Source organism: Bacillus sp. EKM208B, assembly GCF_011800725.1.
GTDB lineage: Bacteria > Bacillota > Bacilli > Bacillales > Bacillaceae > Bacillus > Bacillus velezensis.
In genome coordinates this window covers 43,664-67,832 of record NZ_JAANHO010000011.1, presented here as the reverse complement: position 1 = coordinate 67,832, position 24,169 = coordinate 43,664, and the positions used below count along the sequence as shown (strand labels likewise).

General features: G+C 47.2%; 2 protein-coding genes. Both read right to left on the bottom strand.

The genetic code is table 11. The annotated features are described in order from the left end of the window. Window positions 1-72 precede the first annotated feature (72 nt). Window positions 73-7,932 carry a bacillomycin D non-ribosomal peptide synthetase BamC gene (gene bamC / locus G9F75_RS17135; protein ID WP_167409258.1) on the bottom strand — a complete coding sequence of 2,620 codons (7,860 nt, stop codon included), beginning with the start codon at window positions 7,930-7,932 and terminating at the stop codon, window positions 73-75. Between the two features lie 83 nt (window positions 7,933-8,015). Then, window positions 8,016-24,134 (bottom strand): non-ribosomal peptide synthase/polyketide synthase, encoded by a 16,119-nt coding sequence (locus G9F75_RS17130; protein WP_167409257.1) that lies wholly within the window; start codon window positions 24,132-24,134, stop codon window positions 8,016-8,018. Window positions 24,135-24,169: the final 35 nt, after the last annotated feature.

Below are 24,169 nucleotides of genomic sequence, written 5' to 3'. Positions count from 1 at the left end.
GCTGCAAATATCTGACCCTCTTTTATGAAAAATGCCGCCGATTGCAGTCAGCGGCATTTTGCTCTGGATCATTTACATTTTGTCAAACTTCGTGTCGCCGGCAAACGATCCTATTGACAGTTGTTCTTCAAGAACAAGTCCGTGATGATGCCGTTCTTCAATCCTTTTGATAATAGATCGAATTGCATCCGTATTTTCTTCGATATTGTGAGGGTCAAAGATCGTCACATGGTCTCCTTTTAATTTGTACTCAAGGTAATGCTGTGCGGTTGATTGCGTCCATCCTCTATCGGTCAACTCGCCGCATTGAAAATGATGAATGTTGGCGTTCACCGCGCCGGAATTGATCAGTTTATTGTGATATGTGAGATAGCTTCTGATTTTATCCTTAATGGAAGGAATGGTTAATAATTCTCTATAATAATCCGGAATGATATCCAGATTCCGATGAATGATCTCTTCGGTTTCCTCTTCCGAAAAATAATTCACCGAAACGGCTCTTTTAGAATCAAGCATCATAATGTCCGATACGATGCGTCCGCGCTTCTCCAAGGCTTTGGCGACCTCAAAAGCCAAATTCGACCCCGAGGAGTAACCAAGTAAAACAAAGGGCCCTTGTTCCTGAATGCCTATCATGCTTTCTGCATACCGGTCAACGATCTCTTGCTCGTAAGACGGCTCTTCTAGGAAATCAGCGGCATAGACGGTGCAGCGGCCGTCAAGTCTTTTCGCCATTTCATTATAGACCAGCCCGTACCCGATTAAAGGCGGGAAACAGAACACAGGGATTGAACCGTTCTGATTCATCTTGACGAATACGTTATCCGTCTTGGACTCGAAAACTGCCGCTTGAATGGCGCGTGCCATTGTTTCGATGGTAGGAAAATCGTATACGGCTTGATAATGCATTTTGATTCCCATACGGTCGTTGATTTGATGAATAACTTGCAATACTTTGAGCGAATGGCCGCCAACGTCAAAGAAGTTATCTTTAATTCCCGGGTCGCTGAGTGCTAAAATGTTCTTCCATATCTCGGCCAGCTGCTTTTCAATTAACGTTCCGGGCGCTTCGTATTCGGTTCCGGTGAGCCTATTTCCCTCAGGAGCCGGCAAAGCTTTTCGATCGATTTTTCCATTTGCGGTTATCGGCATCTTCTCCATTTGTACAAAGTAAGCCGGTATCATATAAGCGGGCAGTTTGTTCAGTAAATGACGCTTCAGCTGCGCCGTATTTAATGAATCGTCTCCTGACAAGTAGGCGCACAGCTGCTTTGAGCCCTCTTCTTCAATCGCGATGACGACCGATTCTTTGACAGATTCCAGTTGCAATAAAGCCGCTTCGACCTCGCCAATTTCAATCCGGTAGCCCCGGATTTTCACCTGATGATCAATTCTTCCCAAATACTCGATATTGCCGTCAGGCAGCCACCGGGCGACATCTCCCGTTTTGTACATTTTTTCGCCTGCGGCAAACGGGTGTTCAACAAATTTCTCAGCCGTTAATTCCGGGCGGTTCAAATATCCTCTGGCCAGTCCCTCTCCTGCCACATAGAGCTCGCCCGGTATGCCCATTACCTGAATGCGCTGATATTCGTCCAAAATATACGCTTGCAGAGTAGGAATAGGTTGTCCGATGTTGCTTCTGCCCTCGTCGATTTCCCGTTCCGTGATTTCTTTATATGTGACATGAACGGTGGTTTCGGTGATGCCGTACATATTGATTAATTGGGTTAAAGGATATTTAAGCTTCCAGTCTTTCAAGAAGGATGGATTTAACGCCTCTCCGCCAAATATGATTTTTCGGATGTTTAAATTGGATTCGGGATCTTCTCTCTCCTCCTGCATCAGTTGATAGAAATAACTCGGCGTTTGATTTAAAATGGTCACAGCTTCCGATTTTAACAATTGCAAATACCTTTCCGGGTTTTTTGCTATTTGTTTCGGAACAATCACTAATTTGCCCCCATACAGCAGCGCTCCGTACATTTCCCATACTGAAAAATCAAAGCAGAAGGAATGAAACAAAGTCCAAGTGTCCGATGCGTTAAAATCAAAAACATTTTTGTTGTTAAATAACAGACGAACCACGTTTTTATGTTCAATGAGCGTGCCTTTCGGATTCCCCGTTGTTCCTGATGTATAAATAACGTAGGCTAATTGATTTGGCATCACGTTCAGATTGAGATTAGATGCTTCGGCGCCGTATGATGACGGATCGTCAAGGAAGACAGTATGACTTTGATAATCGGTATCTTCCAGAAGATGATGCTGCAATAATAAGATAGAGACGTTAGAATCCTCAAGCATATAATGGATGCGTTCTTTCGGATAATCCGGATCGATCGGTACGTAAACGCCCCCGGCTTTCAAAATAGCAAGGATGCCTATCACCATCTCCGGTGAACGTTCCGCCATAATGCCGACAAGCTCCTCGGCCTGAAGTCCTTTGGCAACCAAGGTTCGGGCCAGCTGATTGGCGCGTTCATTTACTACCCGATACGTCAGCTTCTTATCTTCAAAAACAATCGCCACGTGCTCCGGCGTTCGCTCCGCTTGTTCTTCAAACAATTGATGAATCGTCTTTTCCTTTGGATACTCCGCCGCCGTATCGTTGAACTTGTCTATCAGGAGCGAACGTTCATCCGCTGTTACGATATCAAGGTCTTGTACGCGAATTTCCTGATCGTCCGCCATTTGCTTCATAATTTGCATGAAATGCGTCTGCATCCGTTCGACACTTGCTTGATCATAAACATCGCGATTGTATACAAAACGAATGTCAATTTCTCCATCCGGCATCACGATAAAAGTAAAATCGTAATGTGTATGTTCTTCCATATGAAAATCGAGAATGTCTAATGCGTTGTCATCCTGCTTCATATGTTCTATTTGTTTCTCAACCGGGTAATTCTCAAATACCATAATATGATTGATCAACTGCTGCTTTTGCTCAGTTTGAGCCTGAATGTCATACAGCGGAAATGTATCATATTTTTGAGAAGCCAGTGCCCGCTCCTGATTCATTTTCAATACTTGTGCAGCTGTCATTTCAGGCTGCGTATGAATACGTACGGGAATAGTATTGATAAATAAACCGACCATGGTTTCAATTCCCGGAATTTCTGCCGGTCTGCCGGATACGACCGTGCCGAAGACGACATCCTGACTCCCGTTGTATCTTTGCAGCAATAAGCCCCATGCGGTTTGTATCCATGTATTGACGGTGACTTGCTGGCGGCTTGCGGCCTGTTTGATTTCGTCTGTGAGCCGCTTTCCTAAACGAAACTCATGCTCACCTTTTTCGTATCCTTTCGCTTGGCCGGAAGATTGTTCTTGTAACAAAACAGTTTGCCCTTCATAACCTTCTAAATAGTTACGCCAATAGGCTGACGCCTGCTTGTGGTCTTGTTGATCCAGCCATTCGATATATCGGCTGTATGGAGTGACGGTTCCCCGCTTCGGCTGCCTTTGCTCGAGTATCGCATAATAGGTTTCAAACACTTCTTTCGTAACAAGAGGCAAACACCAGCCGTCCATTAAAATATGATGAAAGCTCCATATCAATCGCGCTTGGTCTTCCTCTGTCCGCAGGATCGATACGCGCATTAAAGCATCCCGGGTGAGATTGAATCCCCGCGCCTTATCTCTTCTTGCAAAATCGGCAATAAACTCGCTGCGCTGGTGACTGTTCATGCTGCGAATATCTTCAACGGCCGTTTCAATCGGCTTTTGCCGGAATACAATCTGTAAAGGCTGATCTTTCCATTCTGTATAAAAAAGAGTCCGAAGAATGTCATATTTTTCGGCAAGATGCGCCAAACTCATCCTGAATGCATCGATATCCAAGAATCCTTTCAGATCAAAAGCGGCTTGTTCAAAGTAAGCTTCGGAAGCCGAATCGATCAAGCTGTGGAACAACATTCCTTTCTGCATCGGGGTTAATGGGTATATATTTTCAATGTCACCGAGATGACTCGTTTGCTGCACAAATTGATCCAATTCACCGATCGTTATACCTTTTAACGAAATATCGCTTGGCGTCAGGTGAATTTGATCTTGAGCATCACAATGTGCGATGACTTGCTGCAGGCTGTTTTTTAAGAGATCGGCACAGGCTTCCATTGTTTCTCTCTGATATTGTTTGCCGCAATAGCTGATGGCCAGCGACAATCGGCCGTCTGAAATCATGCCGTTGATATCAAGTGTATAGGTCAAGGGACGGTTGTCACTGGCTGTTTTCCCGCTTGAGTAAGGGGATACCTCCATCTTGCCGTTCCGGACATCTTGATCAAATTGACCCAAATAATTGAAACGTATTTCCGGATGTCCGGTCCATTCATGTGCCTTCGGGTGATCGGATAAATATTTGATCAGGCCGTAACCTATTCCTTTTTGGGGGATCTGACGCAAATTTTCTTTCACTGTTTTAATCCGCTGCGGGATATCCTGATCAGCTTTGATTTGAAGCGAAACCGGATATAGGCTTGTGAACCATCCCACCGTACGCGAAATATCGAGATCCGGGATGATAGACTCTCTGCCGTGTCCTTCAAGATCAATGAGAATGTCTTCATGTCCGGTCCAACGATGAATAGCAATTCCCAGACCGGTCAGTAATAAATCATTCATATCGGTCGAATAAGCCCGGTGAGCGTTTTTTAATAAACGTTCGGTTTCCTCAACGGTCCATTGAACGATGACCGTTTCCCGGTCTTTGGCCAGACCGGTCTCCTGTTCATTGTCCTTTGGCAATGTATGCTGCGGATTATGTTTCTGTCTGAACCAGTATTGATTTTCCGCTTCGAATTCCTGACTTTCTGCATAACGATTCAACTGTTCAGCCCATAACAGGTAAGAGTCCGTTTTCTTCGGAAGCCGGATCGCTTCGCCGTTTTGGAGCTGCTCATAAGCTGCCGCTATATCCTCAAGTAAAATCCTCCACGATACGCCGTCGATGACCAGATGATGAACCGCAATCAGCAAATGATCTCCCTCTTGACACCGGAACAATCCCAGTTTCATGAGCGGTCCTTCGGCTAAATGAATGGATTGCTGAATCTCATTGGAAATGGTTTCTATCGTCTGGGACACATTTTTTTCTTCGCCTAATGAGATCACTTCAAGGTTGAACAGATCACCTTCTTCGATCCCCCGATTTCGGGCTTCATATCCATCTTCTGTCGGAACATAGACCATGCGCAAAGCATCGTGATGCTCTGTGATCTTCTTCATGACGTCCCGAAGCTTTGATTCATCCAGTCCCTCTTTCCAATAAAGCATAACCGCTTGATTATAATGGTGTAATTCCGGGTATTTCAGGTCAAAAAACCAATGCTGAATCGGTGTCAGCAGCGCCCGGCCTTTAATTTCTCCTTGTTCTGCGATTCGGGTTACCGGCTCTACGTATGGAACAAGCTCGGAGATCGTTGGGTATTTAAACAAGTGTTTGATTTCAAACTTATACCCGGCTTGGTATAATCTTGAGGACACTTGAATCGACTTAATGGAATCGCCCCCCAATTCGAAGAAATGATCTGAGATTCCGACCCGTTCTAAGCCTAAGACCGACTCCCACACCGCGGCCAGTATTTTTTCCAGTTCTGTTCGAGGAGCTTCATAGTTCATGCCTGTAAGATTCTCTCTTGGAGAAGGAAGGGATTTACGGTCTATTTTCCCGTTGAAAGTAAGCGGCATCTCTTCCAGCTGAACGAAATACGCAGGTATCATATAGGATGGAAGCTGCCGGGACAGCTCTTCACGGAGTTCGCCTGCAGTTAAAGCATGTTGTGCGGTATAATAGGCGCACAAGGATGTTTCCCCATCGATTTCCCGGGCGATAACGATGGCTTCTTTGATCGCCGGCAGCTGAAAAAAAGCGCCTTCGACTTCGCCGATTTCAATGCGGTAACCGCGGATTTTCACCTGGTGATCAATCCGGCCCAAATACTCGATATTGCCGTCCGGCAGCCATCTTGCCAAGTCTCCCGTCCGGTATATCCGTTCTCCTGCTGCAATCGGATGGTTTACAAACTTCTCGGCCGTCAGTTCGGGACGATTCAAGTAGCCCCTTGCAAGCCCATCGCCCGCTATACACAGTTCTCCCGCCACACCGGTCGGCTGCATATGTTCCAAATCAGCATGTAATATATACAATTGAATGTTGGAAATCGGTTTGCCTATCGGAATCGATGCATACGTTTCTTCCGTCTGGCAATCAAAGTATGATACATCAATTGTTGCCTCAGTCGGTCCGTACAAGTTGATGATTTGAGCCTGGCTCACCGACGTGATGATGCGTTTGAAGCCTGCGACATGTACAGGCTTCAAAGCCTCACCGCTTGCAAACACATGTCTTAATGATTCTAATTTTTGTTTCAACATCCCGCTTGGCTTCTGATCCATGGATTCCAAGAAGGCATGCAGCATCGCCGGTACAAAATGCATTGTGCTGACACCTTTTTGTGCAATTGTATCTAAAATCAGCTCGGGATTCTTTTCTCCTCCGCTTGGCAGCAGCACCAGTTTAGAACCTGCCATCGTCCACCAGAACAGTTCCCACACTGATACATCAAAGGTGATCGCAGTTTTTTGCAGAATTGCATCCCGCTCATCGAGAGGGTATTTTTCCTGCATCCACACCAGCCGATTGATGACCGACCGGTGCTCAACCATAACCCCTTTCGGCTTGCCCGTTGAACCCGATGTATAAATAACATAGGCCAGATGATCCGGACCAGCAGCCGGCTCTACATTCGACCCGTCTTCACAAAAGTTTTGCGGATCTTTCATATCCAGCACTTTTCCCGTAAAAGGTACTCTCTCTTGCGATTGATTCTGCACGAGTAACAACTTCGTATCCGAATCCTCCAATATGTATCGAACCCGTTCCTCGGGATAGCCCGGGTCAATCGGTACATACGCCCCGCCGGCTTTCAAGATCCCGAAGATCCCTACAATCATATCCAGGGAGCGTTCGGCCATAATCCCGACCGGCTGATCCGGCTGCACGCCTTCAGATTGCAGTGTCCGAGCGAGTTGATTCGCCCTTTCATTCAATTCACGGTACGTCAGACGGCTATCCTCGTAGACAACAGCCGTTTGATCAGGGGTACGTCCCGCTTGTTCCTCCAAAAATTGATGAATCGTTTTTTCTCTTGGATACTCTGCAGCCGTTTGATTATAGGCGATGAGTTGATTTGTCTCTGAGTCTGACAGAATATTAAGCTGTCGGATCATAAGGTCGGGTTGGAATAACAAGATCGAAAAAATCCGGTTTACATGTTCGATCACTTGCATCATATACTGGCGATCATAAGCTTGTTCATTATAAGTTAACTTTAAATGAATCGAATCATTTTCTATGGAAAACTGAAATAACGTATCAGCAGCAGCCGTTTCTATAAAACGAATGGGGTGAAGCTGATCTAGTGATACGATCGTGTGGATCATTGGCAAATGATTTGAATCGTAGTTCAGATTTAATGGACCGACCATTTTATCGAAAGGAACGTGCTGATGTAAGATGGCTCCGTTCAGCGTATGCTTGAATTCATTAAATATGGATTTAAACGTGCCATCCGCATTTATGTTTTGTTTGATTAACATGACTTGATCTAAACGAAGGTCTTCATCGGTTTCGTCTTCAAAGGTCGGAACACCTACAATAACGCCCTCTTCCCCCGTATATTTGTACAAAAGACACTCGATTCCGACCAGGAGAACCATATAAACGGCCATTGGCGATTTATTCGTCATCTTCATGATGCGCAGGGATACATCGGAGCTCAATGAACTGTGAATACGGTTGGGTGCACTCGACGCATCGTGCTCTATTGTTGAGTCCGACATTTGAAACGAAGGGATTGCACTGGGACGATCTTCCGCATCGAACATGCTGCTCCAGAACAACTCCTGTTGCTTAAATTCTGACATTAATATCCCTCCAGTAAGTTTTAGCCGGCTGATGGCTGTCCCCGTAAAAACACCATGCCGGGGACAGCCGGTACCGGCCGTTTTTAGAAATTCAATTCGATTTCGCTTGCAAAGTGTTCACTTTTGTTTACTTTCTCACTTAATTGAATTTCTTTTAAAGGAATCGATGGGTCTTTTATGATCGCCGACAGAATCATGGCGTAATCCTTGCTCAGCGTAGCGATGGTTTTCTGTTTGAACAGCTTCGTGCAGTACTCAAAGCTTCCTTGTATCTCGTGCGGATTCATCACGAAGGTCAGCTGCAAATCAAATTTGGCCGCCGTATTTGTTTGTTCATATGGTCTCACCGCGAGAGAGTCCAATTCGATATCCGTTTGTTCCGTATTTTGCAGAACAAACATCGTATCGAATAACGGATTACGGCTTAAGTCCCGTTTCACTCCCATTTTCTCAACTAATTCTTCAAAAGGATATTCTTGATTTTCATAAGCTTTCAGCATCGTTTCTTTTGTTTCCGTTACATAGTCCATAAAGGTCTTTTCTCCAGCCGGGGCCGTACGGATGGCCAGCGTATTCACAAACATCCCGATAATATGCTGTAAATCTTCATGCATTCTTCCCGCAATAGGCGTACCGACGACGATATCTTCCTGACCGCTGTATTTGGCCAGCAGTATGTTATAGGCTGACAGCAAGATCATGTAAGCGGTCGATCCGGTCAATTCTTCCATCTGTTTTATCCCCTGGACCACGGTCTCATCGAGAGCGAAATTGTATCGCTTGCCTTCAAATCTTCGAATTCGCGGTCTGGCAAAATCTTTCGGCAGCTCAAATGGCGGGAGTTCCTCATGAAATACGTTCAGCCAATAGTTCTCCTGCCTCTTGATGCGTTCCCTCTGCTCCGCCTGCTGCTGCCATACAGTGTAATCTTTGTATTGAATCCGGAGCGGGGTTAATTCTTTGCCGTCATACAATTGAATCAGTTCTTCAACAAAAATATTCATAGAAGCGCCGTCTGAAACGATATGATGCATGTCAAACATGAAAACATGTCTGTCCTGTTCTAATTCGATGAGTCCGGCCCGAAGCAATGGAGCCTGACTGAGATCGAAAGGCCGCACGAAATTGCGGAACAGCTCCTCGACCTGCTCATCAGCTGCTTTGTACCTTTCTATAGAGAAATCCGCCTGCGGCTTGATCACCTGCACCAGCTCTCCGCGGACCATTTCAAATCCGGTTTGTAGCGATTCATGGCGCTGGATCAGACTTTGGAACGCAGATTGTAAACGATTCATGTCGATCCTGCCTTCCAATGTCAAAATCCCCGGCATGTTGTAACTTAGTTCTCCGCCTTCAATTTGTGTAGACAGGTAAACCATCTTTTGTACAGAAGATACAGGATAAACATCTTTGGCTTCTGCAACAGGGATTTCATCCGGTCCGCTGGTTTCCGCGCCTGCAATGACCCTCGCCATTTCTTCAATCGTCGGGTATTGAAACACTTCTCTCAATGAAATGCTTTTGTCGAATTGCTTATGGATCTTGGTAACGAGCGTCATCCCCCGTAACGAATGCCCGCCGAGATCGAAAAAGTTATCTTTGACGCCGACTTGTTCTACCTTCAATACTTCTTTCCAGATGTGAACCAGCTGCTCTTCCGGTTTTGTCCTTGGAGCAACATAGTCAATCCCGGTCTGCAAGCCTGCTTCAGGCAGCGGTAACGCGCTGCGATTCACTTTTCCATTGGAGGTTAACGGCATTTGCTCCAGCTGCATCAAGTATGAAGGAACCATGTAGCCTGGTATTTGATCGGAGAGTTTTTCTTTAAGCTGATTGATCGGCAGTGACTTCTCCCCTGTATAATAGGCATACAAATCGCTTTGCCCCTCTGCATTTTCTCTGGCCAGGATCACCGCTTCTTGTACATGCTCGATGTTGAGAAGAGCGGCTTCCACCTCGCCAAGTTCGATCCGGTAACCGCGAATTTTGACCTGATGATCCTTTCTTCCGGCATATTCAATGTTTCCATCCGGCAGGTAACGGGCAAGATCGCCTGTTTTATACATCCGCTCTCCGATTACAAACGGATCGGCCACAAACTTTTCGCCCGTTAATTCAGGCAAGTTCAGATACCCTCGTCCTACTCCGTCTCCGGCGATGCACAGCTCACCCTTTACACCTATAGGCAGCATCCGATCATGGGAATCAACAATATACACACGGTTGTTGCCCAGCGGCTTGCCGATCGGCACGTAACCGCCGTCGTCAGCGGATGCCAATGTCCCCGGTACGATATGAAAGACCGATGCATCCACACAGGTTTCCGTCGGACCGTATACATTGGTTATGAGCGGCATTGATGACCCGTTCGAAGCAAACAATTCAAGCAATTGCGCCGCCGTCGCCTGCGGGAGCGCCTCTCCTCCAATAAGCATGTGCCGGATCGTTACCCCATGAAGGCTGTCTGCAGCGATAAGCAATTGCAAATGTGACGGTGTTCCGTCTGTTACGTCAATGCGGTGGGTGCGATAATAGTTTGACAAGGCATAACCGTCTGATACTGATGCTTTAGGGACGATATACAGTGCATGTCCCCCTAACAGTGCCGCGAAAATTTGCTTGACCGATGCGTCGAAATAGTACGGTGCCAACAGAGACACACGCAATCCCGAATCATAAGCACCGTACACTTGTCCGCGGAGCCCCTCCATCAAATGAAGGACCTGGCGATGCTCAATCAGCGTGCCTTTTGGCTTGCCGGTTGTGCCTGATGTGTAGATCACATACGCCAAGTGATCCGGTCCGGCTGCCGTCACCAGATTCGAGCCGTCCCCGCTGTTCATTCGTTCGTCATTCAGCAGTAAAATCTCTCCGGCAAAGGATACACGATCTTGTAAATGGGGCTGTGCCAGCAGAACCTTTGCTCCTGAATCCTCCAGAATATAGCGGATGCGTTCCTGCGGGCTGTCCGGATCCATCGGCACATACGCGCCCCCGGCTTTCAGGATCGCCATAATCCCCACGATCATTTCCAGAGAACGTTCTGCCAGAATACCCACAGGCTGGTCAGGCTGCACGCCTTCGCTTCTTAAAATCCGCGCCAGGCGGTTGGCCCGCTCATTCAGCTCACGGTATGTGAATCGGCTTTTCTCGTAAACTGCGGCCGTATGTTCCGGCGTGCGCTCCGCCTGCTCCTCGAACAATTGGTGAATTGTTTTGTCCCGTGGGCAGTCTATCGCCGGTTGACCCCATCTCTCCACAATCTGCTCTTTCTCCTTCGCGGTGATCATCTCCAGCGATGAAAGCGGCGCCTGCGGATCATTCGCAATCGCCTCGATCAATTGGATAAAGTGCTTTGCCATGCGTTCCGCAGTTTCCTGCTTGTACAGCGCCGCCGCGTAACTGATCATACCTGTAATTCCGTCTTCATTTTCTGCCGCTTGGAACGTCAGGTCGAACTTCGCCATCGCATGGTTGTCCGGATAAGGGGTAAAACGCACATCATCGAGGCTCAATTCTCCCCGTTCTGTGTTTTGCCATATGAACATCGTGTCAAACAGCGGATGGCGGCTGAAATCCCGGGACACATTCAGCTTGTCCACCAGTTCGTCGAATGGATACTCCTGGTTTTCGTACGCTTTTAATGTATGCTCTTTGACTTCCTGCACGTACTCCCGGAATGTTTTTTCCCCGACCGGATTCGTTCGTATCGCCAGTGTGCCCACGAACATGCCGATTAAGCTTTCCAAATCCGAATGGGTTCTTCCGGCAATCGGGCTGCCTACTACGATGTCTTCTTGCCCGCTGTATTTGGCCAGCATGGTCGTATAAGCAGCCAGCAGCACCATGTACAGCGTGCTTTCGCTCTTCACCGCCAAGCCTTTCAGCTGTTCCGTCAACTCCGGTCCGATGACAAACTCGATTTGTCCTCCTTCAAAGCTCCGCGCAGCCGGTCTTCCGTAGTCGGTTGGCATATCCAGCACCGGAACCTCTCCGCTGAACATATCCAGCCAGTACGCTTCCTGTTTCTTCATCCGTTCGCTTTGCATATCCGACAGCTGCCACGCCGCATAATCTTTATACTGAATCCGCAATGGCGGCAATTCTTTTCCTTCATATAATGAAACGAACTCTTCAATCAAATTCTTGATAGATACGCCGTCTGAAATGATATGATGCATGTCAAACAGCAGCAAATGGCGGTCTTTTGCAAGCTCGATCAGTCCTACCCGCAGCAGCGGCGCTTTCTCCAAGTCAAATGCCCGCACAAACCCATGAACGAGGGCTTCCGCCTGTTCTTCTTTCGCTTGAGTGAATTCCACTGCAAATGGGACGTCGTCATAGATCCGCTGCACCGGTTCTCCATCTATCAGTTCAAAGCCGGTACGCAGCGTTTCATGGCGCTGAATCAGCTTGCGGATCGCCTTCTCGACAAGTTCCCGATCCAGAGCTCCATCGGCTCTCATGACACTCGGCATGTTGTAGCTCAGCTCTCCGCCTTTCAGCTGATTCAAAATGTACAGCCGTTTCTGCGCCGAGGAGACGGCATAGTATTCTTTTGCTTCAACGGTCGGGATAGATGTATATGCTGTGTGTTTCATTCCGGTAATCGTTTCTGCCATTTCTTCAATTGTTGGCGATCGGAACACTTCCCGCAGCGGCAGGCTGACCCCCATCTCTTTGTGCAGCTTCGCCGTCAGCGTCGTTGCCCGCAGCGAGTGACCGCCGATGTCGAAGAAATTGTCTTTCACGCCGATACGCGGAAGTCCAAGCACCTCTTTCCAGATATGCGCCAGCTGCGCTTCCGCCGCTGTACGGGGAGCAACGTATTCGCCCCCCGTTTGCACGCCTCCTTCTGGTGCCGGCAATGCTTTGCGGTCGACTTTTCCGTTTGCCGTTAACGGCAAACGCTCCAGTTGGATAAAGTACGACGGGATCATATACCCCGGCAGTTCCTGCGACAGCGCTATTCGCAGCTCGCTCACCATCAGCTCGGTGTTCGCTGAAAAGTATGCGCATAGCTGCTTTTCTCCGTCTTCAAGAGCGGTGACTACTGCTTCCTGTACCGACCCTATCTTTAAGAGCTGAGCTTCCACCTCGCCGAGTTCGATCCTGTATCCTCGAATTTTCACCTGATGATCGATCCGTCCCAAATATTCGATGTTACCGTCCGGCAGCCATCTCGCCAGATCGCCCGTCCGGTACATCCGTTTGCCGGGTTCGAACGGATGATCCACGAACTTCTCCGCAGTCAGCTCCGGACGGTTCAGGTACCCCCTCGCCAGTCCGTCGCCTGCGATGCAAAGCTCTCCCGGTACTCCGACTGGCTGTAGACGCATTGATCCCGGTGCCATCATATACAGCTGTATATTCGAGATCGGCTTGCCGATCGGTACTGATGCATACGCTTGGTTCGCTTCGCAGTTGAAGTACGAGACATCGACCGTTGCTTCCGTCGGGCCGTACAGGTTGATCAGTCGGGCGCCGTTCACAGGCGTAATAAGGCGATGAAATCTTGCCGTATGTGCCGGCATTAATGCCTCGCCGCTTGCAAACACTTGCCGCAACGTACGCAGCTTGCTTGTCTGTCCGCTCGCCGTCTGTGTTTCCGCAAACTTCAGGAAGGCGTGCAGCATCGCCGGGACGAAATGCATTGTCGTGATACTTTGCTCTTCTATTGTGTTCCAAATCACCTCAGGGTCTTTCTCTCCGCCGAGCGGAAGCAGGCACACCTTCGCACCGGTCAAAGCCCACCAGAACAGCTCCCATACCGAGACGTCGAAGGTGATCGCTGTCTTTTGTAAAATCGTATCGCCGCTGCCGATCGGATAAGCCTTTTGCATCCACATCAACCGGTTTATAACCGGACGATGTTCAACCATAACCCCCTTGGGCTTGCCGGTCGATCCGGACGTGTAAATTACATATGCCCTATCGCCCGCACCGGACAGCGGCTCCAAGTTAGAAACGTCATCATCATAAACGGAAGTATCATCGAGATCGATGACCGTTCCTGCAAAAGCAACCCGTTCTTTCACGTGACGCTGTGACAGCAGCAGGGTCGCTCCTGAATCTTCAAGGATGTAGCGGATGCGTTCCTCCGGGTAATCCGGGTCGATTGGCACATAAGCGCCTCCCGCTTTCAGGATTGCATAAATCCCGACCATCATTTCTAGAGAACGCTCAGCCATGATCGCAACAAGCTGGTCGGCCTGTAGGCCTTCAGCTCGTAAAGTGCGTGCTAGTTGATTGGCCCGTTCATTTAACTCAAGGTAAGTCATACGCTGCTCCTCGAATATAACCGCCTCATGGTCCGGCGTCCGGAGTGCTTGTTCCTCGAACAGCTGATGAATCGTTTGTTCACGTGGGTAATGCATTTCGTTAGACTGAAAACGGCTGTGCAGCTGTTCTTTTTCTTGCTGCGTCAGAAGTTCCATTTCTTCTATTTTGACAGAAGGCAGCTGCAATACTTGCTGCATAAGCTGTTCAAAATGTCCGCGAATCCGCTCTGCCTCTGATAGTCCATATTCATTTTGGTTGAAATCAAAATGAATGGTGAGTTGTTCGCCAGGAATGACAACTACATTAAAATCGTAATGAGTATGTTCTTCTATATGGAAATTCACGATATTTAAATCCGCAGCATCATGACCCTCTTCGACTTGCTGCCCTATCGGATAATTTTCAAAGATCATGATATGATCAATTAAGTTTTGCTTTTGTTCCGTTTGGGCCTGAATTTCGTATAAAGGATAGGTATCGTACGATTGGGAACCCAGCGCGTTTTGTTGAACCATTTGCATCGTATCAGCAAAAGTGCTGTCTTCATCGCAGCGGATGCGAACCGGAATGGTATTGATGAACAGGCCGATCATCTGTTCCACATCAGGAATTTCCGCCGGCCTTCCCGACACAACACTGCCGAAGACAACGTCTGCGGACCCGCTGTATTTCTGTAATAAAACTCCCCATAACGTTTGGATCAACGTATTTAATGTAACCTGATGCTGATTTGCGATCTGCTGTAATTGTTTTGTCTGTTCGTGATTAAATCGGCAGATCACATTGGCATAGGCGTATTCTTTTTGTTCATGCTGCTCTATTTTATGAAGAAGCGTGGTTTCACCTTTATATCCTTCAAGATACCCGCTCCAGTACCGCTTTGCCGCTCCCTGATCTTGGCGGTCAAGCCACTCGATATAGTCGCTGTAAGGAGCTGCCGATGACGGTTCTGGTTCCCTGCCTTCCTGTAAGGCGCTATAATGATCAAACACTTCCTTCGTGATAAGAGACAGGCACCAGCCATCCATCACAATATGATGGAAGCTCCAAATCAAATGATATTTGCGGTCTTCCATACGGAAAATCGCTATGCGCATCAGCCGATCCCGAGCCAAGTCAAATCCTTTTGCCTTATCTTCTCTTTGATAGGCTGCGATTGCATCCTCGCGCAGGTGCTCCTCTCTATCACGCAAATCTGCAAAATGAATTTGCGGTGTTTGCGTTTTATAGACAATTTGTAAAGGAGTATCGTTCCAGCCGCTGTAAAAACGGGTTCTGAGCACGGCGTATGTTTCAAATAATCGTTCAAGGCTTGCTTTAAACCAATCAATCTTTAACTCTCCCTGCAAATCGAACGATGCTTGTTCAAAATAAGAACTTGAGGCCTCGTCCAGCAGGCTGTGGAAGAGCATTCCTTTCTGCATCGGAGTGAGCGGATACACGTTTTCAACCTCACCTGCATGCGGCAGTTGAATGAGGAGCTGATCCAATTCGTCAATGGACATGCCTTTTAACAAAATATCGCTTGGCGTCAGTTCCGATTGTTCTTTATGAACGCAATGCGTAATGATGGTCCGCAGGCGGCTTTGAATCGTTTCCGATAACCGCATGATCGTTTCTTTTGCGTACTGTTTGCTGCTGTAGCTGATCGTAAGCCTCAACCGGCCCTCGGTGATCATTCCGTTTATATTCAATACATACGGTCTTTCTTGATTTCCGCTTGAGTCTGAACCGCAAGAATAAGAAGATAATTGAACCCCATGCTGCTGTAAATCTTGGTCAAACTGTCCCAGGTAGTTAAAGCTGATCTCAGGATTGAGTTTCGATGGCATTCCGCCGCTTAAGTACCTTGCTATTCCATATCCGATCCCTTTATGCGGAATTTGGCGCAATCCTTCTTTGGTCGTCTTGATATAATCAGAGATCTCTTTGCCCGGCTGCGCGTGCAGCACAACCGGATACAGACTTGTAAACCACCCGACCGTGCGGGAGATATCTATATCCTGTATAATCTGTTCTCGGCCGTGTCCCTCTAAATGAATCGGAATTTGTTCCAGTCCTGACCAATGCGATATGGAAAGACCCAGAGAAGTTAAGAGCAAATCGTTTATTTCCGTGTTATAAGCGCGATTCGCTTGTTTTAATAAGAGCTCCGTTTCCTCTTTCGTCCATTCCACAGCTGCTGTTTCACTGTCTTTTGCAGTTGTATGAGTTTCATGAAAATCTTTAGGCAGCGGTTTGACTTCGGTTTGTTCGATCTTTGTCCAATATTCCTGTTCTTGTTTTATGGTTTCACTTTGCGCGTATTCTGAAAGTCTCTTAGCCCATAATTGGAAAGAGTCTGTTTTTTGCGGCAGTTGAATCACTCGCCCGTTCTCGGCTTGCTTGTAGCCGCTAACGATATCTTCCAGTAAAATGCGCCATGAAATCCCGTCTATAATCAAATGATGGATGGCAATGAGCAAATGATCTCCATTTGCGCATTGAAACAACCCGGCTTTCATTAACGGCCCATCACTTAAACGCATACTGCTTTGTATCTCATCAGCCTTGGCTTCAATTGTACGCCCCGGATCGGAATCTTCTTTCAGATTCAGGACGTCTAAGCGGTACAGTCCGCTTTGGGCGATTTCTTCATTCTGTGCCTCACAGCCATTTTCCGTAGTCCGGAATGTCATGCGGAGCGCATCGTGATGTTCAGCAAGCTTTTGCAGGGTTTGACGAAGCTGCGTTTCCTGAAAACCTTCCGGCGCATGCAGCATGACGGCTTGATTGTAATAATGCTGATCTGTCGTTATGTGATCAAAGAACCAATGCTGAATAGGAGTCAGGCTGACTTTTCCTTTGACCTCACCTTGATCGGCTATACGCAGATTCTGCTTGATATGCGGACTCAAATCTGCAATTGTTGCATATTGAAACAAGTCTTTGATTTCCATTTTGTATCCTTGCTGATTTAATCTGGACGATACTTGAATGGATTTAATGGAATCTCCGCCAAGATCAAAGAAATTATCAAGAATACTGACGTTTTCAGCGCCTAATACCGATTCCCAGGCAGAAACTAATATTTCTTCCGCTTTTGTTCGGGGAGCTTTATACTCTGCTCTGTCCTGCAGCTCGAAATCCGGAGCAGGCAGCCCTTTTTTGTTTATTTTTCCGTTAGAAGTTAAAGGCATTTCATCAAGCTCGATAAAATAAGCCGGAACCATATAACTCGCAAGGGTTTGAGACAATTGTTTCCGGAGCCGGGCTGCCGTTGTTTGTCCGCCGCTCACGTAATATGCACACAATTGTTTAAACCCGTGGACATCCTCTCTGGCTGTAACGACAGCTTCCTTGATCGCTTCTTCTTGAAGCAGTGCCGCCTCGATCTCGCTTAATTCGATACGATAGCCTCTGATTTTCACTTGTTCATCTATTCTGCCCGCATATTCAATGTTTCCGTCCGCCAGCCACTTCGCCAAATCTCCGGTCTTATACATCTTGGCTCCGGGCTCAAACGGGTCATCGACAAATTTCTCTGCCGTTAATTCGGGACGGTTCAAATATCCTCTTGCCACACCGGCGCCGCTGATATAGATTTCTCCCGGGACACCGATCGGTGCGGGTTTCATATTTTCATCAAGAACGTAAATGCTCGTGTTTGCCGCAGCGGTTCCGATCGGTACCGCTTCCCGTCTGTCCTTTGCGGCATCATAACGGTAAATCATGCAGCCGACAACGGTTTCCGTCGGTCCGTACTCATTGCATATTTCAATCCGGCCTTCGAACTGTTCATGAATGCTGCGGGCTAACCGGGTGCTTAAGTTTTCCCCGCCCACAATCATTCTTCGGACAGCCGTTTGATCGGCAATGTTCATTTCTTTCAAAACCTGCAAATGGGCCGGGGTCAATTTAATGATATCCACCCTCGGGTCCCGCACAATCGATTCAAGCAGAGCTGTTTTATCCTCTCCGTCATAGACGATGATTGCATTGCCTGTGACAAGCGGCGTGAAAATAGAAGTCACCGTCAGATCAAAAGAAATTGACGAATACAATGGGAAGTTGGCTTTCTCGCCTTTTACATAAACCTCTTTCGCCCACCAAATATAATTGGTCAAGCCTCGGTGCTCGATTAGTACGCCTTTTGGCCGGCCTGTGGAACCTGACGTATAAATGACATATGCCAAATGGCTCGCATTATTTATCGGAGCAAGGTCAGAGCCATCTTGGTGATAAGAACTTTCATCATCAAGTAAAACCGTGGCGCCTTCATAGGCAAGCTGTTTCCTGACATCCCGCTGCATTAAAACGATTCCGGCTTGGGAGTCATCCAGCATATACCGGATGCGGTCTTGCGGATATTCCGGATCTATAGGGACATAGGCTCCGCCTGATTTTAAAACGGCAAGGATTCCGACCACCGATTCGATGCTGTTTCTTGTGATGATGGCTACAGGCTGATCCGTCTGCACTCCTTTCGCTCTTAACGTTCGCGCCAGGCGGTTGGCCCGCTTATTGAGCTCTCCGTACGTGAGCTGCCTATCCTTATCAATGACGGCTGCTTGATCGGGCGTACGCTGCGATTGCTCTTCAAATAATTGATGAACCGGCGTCTGCGGAAACGGCGCGGCCGTGTCGTTAAGCGTCTGCAGAAGGGTTTTTCTTTCGCCTTCCGTTAACAATTCCACTTGATCCACCCGGATATCCGCATCTGTCACGACTTGATGCAGGATTTGCATGAAATGTTCCCGAACCCGCTCTATGCTTGCCCGATCATACACATTTGCATTGTATTCAAAAGAGATGTTCATCTCGTCGCCCGGTATAACGGTCAAATTAAAATCGTAGTTGGTCTGTTCTTCCATTTGTACGTTGGAAATTTTGATGGATGTTCCGTTCTGGCGGCCTATACTTTCCATATACTGATCAACCGGATAATTTTCGAATATCATTAAATGTGTAATTAAATCTTGCTTTTGCGTTGTACGCGCTTGAATATCGTACAGCGGGTGCGTCTCAAATTGTTGAGACGCTACAGCCCTTTCCTGCGCCTCTTTCATAAGCCCGGCAAACGTTGTCCCTGCTTCACACCGGAACCGGACGGGAATGGTGTTAATGAATAAGCCGATCATGGTTTCCACGTTTGGAATTCCAGCAGGTCTTCCGGATACAACACTTCCAAACACAACGTCCCGGCTTCGGTTATATTTCTGCAGCAAAACCGCCCATGCTGTCTGCAGCAGCGTGTTCAGCGTGACATGATGCTTGCCTGCCGTCCGCTTCATTTTCGAAGTGAGATCGGAGCTTATGTCACACGCCACTTTTTCAGGAACGTATCGTCCGTCTTCCGCTGCATGGTGATCCTTAGGAAGGCCAGTTTGCTCCTCATATCCCTCCAAGTACTGATCCCAATAAGCCGTGGCCTCTTTCGCATCTTGCCGGCCGAGCCATTCAATATATTGACTGTACGGAGTAATTGATGATTGTTCAGGCTGCTTTTGCTGAAGCAAGGCAAAGTAATTCTCGAATATTTCTTTTGTAATCAGCGGCAGGCACCAGCCGTCCATCAAAATATGGTGGAAACTCCAGATAAAACGGTATGTTTTTTCATCCGTACGAAGGATGAATAACCGCATTAACGCGCCTTTTTCTAAGTCGAACCCCCGCATCTTATCTTCTCTGGCATACTGCTGAATCATCGCTTCTTTTTGTGATTCCTTCATCTCTCGTAAGTCATTGAATTGAAAACCGATTTTTTTCGTTTTGAATATGATTTGGAGCGGCTGATCCTTCCAGCCTCTGTAAAAATTTGTGCGGAAAATGTCATATTTTTGCGATAAGCCTTCCAAGCTTTTTGAAAATGAATCAATCTCCAGATCTCCATGCAGATCAAACATCGTTTGCTGAAAATAAGCACCTGAATTCGGATCAAATAAGCTGTGAAACAGCATGCCCTTCTGCATCGGCGTTAATGGATAAATATTTTCCGCTTCGCCTAATTCACGCGTCTGCTCCAAAAGCTGTTCCAGTTCGTCGATTGAGATGTCTTTTAACAGGATGTCACTTGGTGTGAGAGAAGTCTGCTGCCGGCTTACGCAATGCGCAATGACTTCTTGCAGACTTTCTTTCAACCCCCGGGCAAATTGCGCCATAGTAGATCTTTCGTATTGTTTGCTGCTGTAGCTCAGTGTCAGTGATAATGTCCCTTCGGCAATCATGCCGTTCAAATCAAGCACGGCCGTTCTCTCTTGGTTTTCGTTCATTGATAACCCTGTGGAAAAAGGCGAGATGCGTAAAGCCTGATGCTTCAGGTCTTGGTCAAATTGTCCCAAATAGTTAAACGATATCTCCGGATTCAGCTGCAGGCTGTCGGCTTCCGGATGCCCGGATATATATTTAATGATGCTGTAATTCATTCCTTTGTCAGGGATGCGGCGCAGCCCTTCTTTTACGATCTTGATCCGCTGCGACAGGTTTTTTCCGGCTTCCATCCTCAGGACGACAGGGTACTGGCTTGTGAACCATCCTATCGTGCGGGAAATGTCAGCATCCGGAATAATCGGTTCTCTTCCGTGGCCTTCCAAATTCACGACAATGTCTTCCGTGCCTGTCCACTTGTGAACAGCCAGCCCTAACGAAGTCAGCAGCAGATCGTTGATATCCGTGTTGTAGGCGCGGTTCGCATGTTTTAATAATTGCTCCGTTTCCTCTTTTGTCCATTGAATCGTCACTTCTTCGCTGTCTCTTAATAACGATCCTTCGCTGATAGTGTCCTTAGGCAATGGCTGAGGCTTTATACTTGAAAGCTCAGTCCAATACGCAATCTCCTCTTCCATATCGGTTTTTGCCGCATATTTGGACAATTGATCGGCCCAGAATGGAAACGAATCTGTTTTTTGCGGGAGCTGGATCGTTTGTCCGCGTTCTGCCTGTTCATAACCGCTTGCAAAATCTTCGAGTAAAATACGCCAGGATACTCCGTCAATCAGCAAATGATGAATTGCAATCAGCAAATGATCTCCGTCCGGACATTGGAACAAACCGAGCTTCATCAATGGCCCTTTGTCTAATACCATGCTGCTTTGAATCTCATTCGCTTTATCGGCAATCGCTTGAGCCGGTTCGGTTTCCCCTTTATAATTCATCACTTCCAGATGGTATAGTTCACTTTCATCTGTTCCTGTAATTCGCGGAGCGTATCCATCCGGCGTTTTTTCAAAGATCATCCTCAAGGCATCGTGATGCGACGCGATCCGTTCCATCGTCCGGCGAAGCGGAGCCTCTTGAAAGCCTTCCGCCGAATATAACATGACGGCCTGATTGTAATGGTGTGCATGCGGCATTTTTTGCTCAAAAAACCAATGCTGTATCGGGGTCAGCTTGGTTCCGCCATTCACTTCTCCTTGATCAGCCACCCTGCTGACCGGTGCTACAAACTGACTAAGTTCAGCAATCGAGGGGTGTTTAAACAAATGCTTCATATCAACCTTGTATCCGGCTTGATACAATCTGGATGACACCTGAATTGATTTAATCGAATCTCCGCCAAAATCAAAGAAATTATCCAGAATTCCTATACGTTTTGCCCCTAATACTTCTTGCCAGATGGACGCCAGCAGTTCTTCTATTGTGTTCCGCGGGGGTATGTATTCGTTTTCCGTCCGCGTATTTTCGTCAGCAGCATGCAAAGCTTTCAGATCAATCTTTCCATTGGAAGTGAGCGGAATGCGTTCCAAAGGGATAAAACGGGAGGGAATCATATAATTCGGCAGTTCCCGGGATAAGTCTTCTCTGAACTGCGCAGCGGTCAAAGAAGCCTCGCCGACATAATAGGCATACAATTGTTTGGCCCCGTCTGCGTCTTCCCGCGCGACGACTGCGGCTTCACGAACGTTTTCCAGGTTGAACATGGCTGCCTCTACCTCGCCGATCTCAATCCGGTAGCCGCGAATTTTCACTTGATGATCAATCCGCCCTAAATATTCAATCCGTCCATCTGGCATCCATCTGGCGAGATCCCCCGTTTTATACATCTTTTGACCAGGGACATGCAGATGCTCCACAAATTTTTCCTCCGTCAATTCAGGCCGATTGAGGTAGCCGCGGGCCACTCCCGCTCCTCCGACATACAGCTCTCCCGGTACGCCGATCGGCTGGATTTGATGTTGCGCTCCTAAAATATAAGCTTGATGGTTGGCCACCGGGCTGCCGATTGTGATCTGTTCATCAGCGGACTGAACAGGGTGAAATGTAGATACCACGCTGTTTTCTGTCGGTCCGTATTCATTATTGATCCGAATGCGAGGCTGCAGAGAATGCAGCTTCTCAACTGTATCTGTTTCCAGCTGCTCACCGCCTACAACAACATGCTGAACATGGATGAAATCCTCTCTGTTCATCTGTTCGATCATCGTTTTCAGAAGACGGGGAGAAGTTGAGAAATGAGTAATTCTCTCTTGTTTTATGGCATTTTGAATGGCGAAAGTTTCTTTATTCTCTTCATTAGGCAAAAGGTGCAAAGTTGCTCCCGAGATGAGCGGGCCGAAGAAATTTAAAATGAACGCATCAAAAACATACGGGTACAAGACAAGCACGCGATCCGCCGGAGAATGCTTAAAAAACGCCTTCTTCCATTGGAGCGAGTTTACAATGCCGCCGTGTTCAACCATGACCCCTTTCGGCTTTCCTGTAGTACCCGACGTATAAATGACATAGGCTAAATGGCTGTGTTCCGCTACTGGTGATAACAATGAGCAATCGGCATGGTATGATGTTTCATCATTCAAATCGATCACCGGGCCGTCAAAGGCGAGACTGTTTTTTAAATGATGCTGAACAAGGAGAACGTCTGCATCCGCATCATGAAGCAAATATTGAAGCCGCTCTTTTGGATATTCAGGATCCAGGGGCACATAAGCGCCCCCTGCCTTCCAAACGGCTATAATGGATACGATCATCTCTAAAGAACGATCAGCGAGAATGGCGACTAACGTATCGGGTTGAACCCCGCAATTACGCAATGTTCTTGCCAAACGGCTCGCCTTCTCATTCAGTTCCCTGTACGTCAAATGGTCGTTTTTAAACTTGACGGCCGCATGCTCAGGCGTTCTTTCTGCCTGCTCTTCAAATAATTGATAGACTGTTCTGCTCCCGGAGAAATCTGCGCCGGTGTCGTTAAAATCAAACAATAGCTTCTGTTTTTCCGCTTCCGGTAAGATCTCTGCCGTATGGATCGCGGCTTGAGGCTGAAACAGGATCACAGACAGCAGCTGATCCAAATGGGATACAATTTGATTGATATAGCGCTCATCGTACAGATTGCCGTTATAAAAAAGTTTCAAATGAATCCCGTTGTTCTCCAAATCAAAGTGAAACAGCGTATCGGCTGCAGTATCTTCTTTAAATTGCAAGGAATGAATTTCGTTAAGCGAAACGACGGTATGAATCAGAGGCATATGCTCGTCATTGTATTGCACGCTCAGATGCCGGACCATTTTTCTAAACGGCAGGTTTTGATTTTTCAGAGAATCATTAACGGCTTCTTTCAGCTGCCCGAATACGGTTTTAAATGTGCTCTCATTTGAAAGCGTATTTTTTAAGAGAACAATGTTGTTAACGGCTGACTGGCCGGCTTTTTGCTTCGATACCGTTGGAATGCCAAGAATCAGGCTCGTTTGATCCGTATATTTATATAACAAGCATTCAATACCCGCCAATAAAATCAGATAGGCCGCCATATCGGAATGATTCGCCATTGTGATGATTCTTTGAGATACTTCCGGAGATAAGGAACGGCAGATGCATTTTTCCTGGTAGCCGGTACGGGCCAACGATGCTTTATCCGCTGCTTTAAAGTAAGGGAATGCGCTTAGGCCGTCTTCTTCATCAAACAGGTTTTCCCAGTACGTTTCTTGAGTTTTAAATACCGACATTGGAGCACCTCATTTTATATAATTTAAAGAAATAA